Source organism: Blautia sp. NSJ-175 (assembly GCF_022867815.1).
GTDB lineage: Bacteria > Bacillota > Clostridia > Lachnospirales > Lachnospiraceae > Blautia > Blautia celeris.
In genome coordinates, this window is record NZ_JALIFQ010000065.1 from 1 (window position 1) to 1557 (window position 1557).

The window sequence follows — 1557 nt, forward strand, 5'->3', positions numbered from 1 at the left end:
ATTCTAATTCGTAATATATAAGTGAGGGTTTTAACAGCCTTCACTTTTCTTTTATACTGAAGGTGATTGGCTAACGGAATTTCTAATTGGGATACCACGCCCGGAGATAAATGTGTTAGCCAGCCTTCATGTTCCTGCATTCGATTCAGCAAGTTGTGACAGTTGATCTGCTCCCGTTTCACTAACGAATATGAATGGACCTTGAAGCGTTGGAACCAGTCAAATCTTTATTAGGAGGTATCACTATGATTGCTGTTGGAATTGATGTTTCAAAAGCGAAAAGCACCGTTGCTGTTCTTAACTCAGATGGCAGCATACGTGCCAAACCATTTACTATGCATCATACCCTTTCGGATATGGATGCAATGGTAAAATATTTAAATGACCTTGATGAATCTTTTACTATCCTCATGGAATACACAGGACATTATCATTATCCAGTATTAAAAAAGCTTCAAGAGGAAGGATTTCCTGTATGTCTCGTAAATCCATATCAAATGAAAAAATATGGAGATGTTGAAATCCATAAGGCAAAAACTGACAAAAAGGATGCCTTGAGAATCGCAAAATACGCTTTGGAGAAGTCATATATGCTTACTCCCTACACTTCCTTAGAGCAAAAATATGAAGACCTGAAATTTCTTTCCCGTCAGTACAATCAACGTATTTCAATGGTAAGCTATACAAAAACACAGCTGACAAATCTCCTTGATGAAACCATGCCAGGGATCACGTCTCTGTTAAAGCTGAAAAGCCGCAAACCCAATGAGTGTGCATTGTTACTTTTTATTAAGAAATACGGTTCTTTCGATCGGGTTAAGGCAATGGGCAAATCAAGATTCTTGTCTTCCTATGCCACACTTATGAAAAAGAGCCATGATAGATATGCTCCACAAAAAAGCTTATCTATCTATGAATTAGCCTGTGACAGTATAACAACTCGTGGAGACAATGACTACATAATTGCCGCTCAAAATCAGTTGGTTGATTTATTGGCCACTGTACAAAACGCTGCTGATGAAGAAATCGCTCAAATGCAAAACATTGCAGAAACAATACCCGAATACAGGATTTTACGTGCAATGAACGGCGTTGGGGATAGGTTAGGTCCCATTATTCTGGCTGAAATCGGAGATATCCGCCGTTTCCACAGTGCAAAGGCTCTCAACTCTTATGCTGGAAACGATGCGCCTCCCTATCAGTCAGGACAATTTGAAAGCAGGAACCGCCACATATCCAAGCGTGGCAGTTCTGCTCTCAGAAAAGCTTGTTTTGAGGTCATGCAGGCTCTCAAACTGACAAAACCTCAAGATGATCCTGTTTACCTTTTCATACTCAAAAAGGAACAGGAAGGAAAACCTTACAACGTTGCAAAAATGGCTGGCGTTAATAAGTTTCTCCGAATTTACTATGCTCGTGCGATGGAGCTTTATAAGTAAATCATCTTAATTTTATACTTCTTTTTTCAAATCTACAATACGGTAGATTTATTAAGGTTACCCTTTTTTCATCTGAAAAAAATTCAAAAAATGGTTGACAAACATTAGCAAGATTTTT

Annotated in this window: 1 protein-coding gene; it reads left to right on the top strand. The window is 38.5% G+C overall.

Annotated elements, in window-relative coordinates:
* Window positions 1–245: 245 nt before the first annotated feature.
* The gene (locus MUB35_RS30335) at window positions 246–1439 is read left to right on the top strand and encodes an IS110 family transposase (RefSeq protein WP_103733239.1); all 1194 of its coding nucleotides are present in this window, start codon (window positions 246–248) and stop codon (window positions 1437–1439) included.
* Window positions 1440–1557 lie beyond the last annotated feature (118 nt).

Bases quoted from the DNA above. Each gene is read 5' to 3' on its own strand.
- MUB35_RS30335 (WP_103733239.1), top strand. From the start codon at position 246: ATGATTGCTGTTGGAATTGATGTTTCAAAAGCGAAAAGCACCGTTGCT.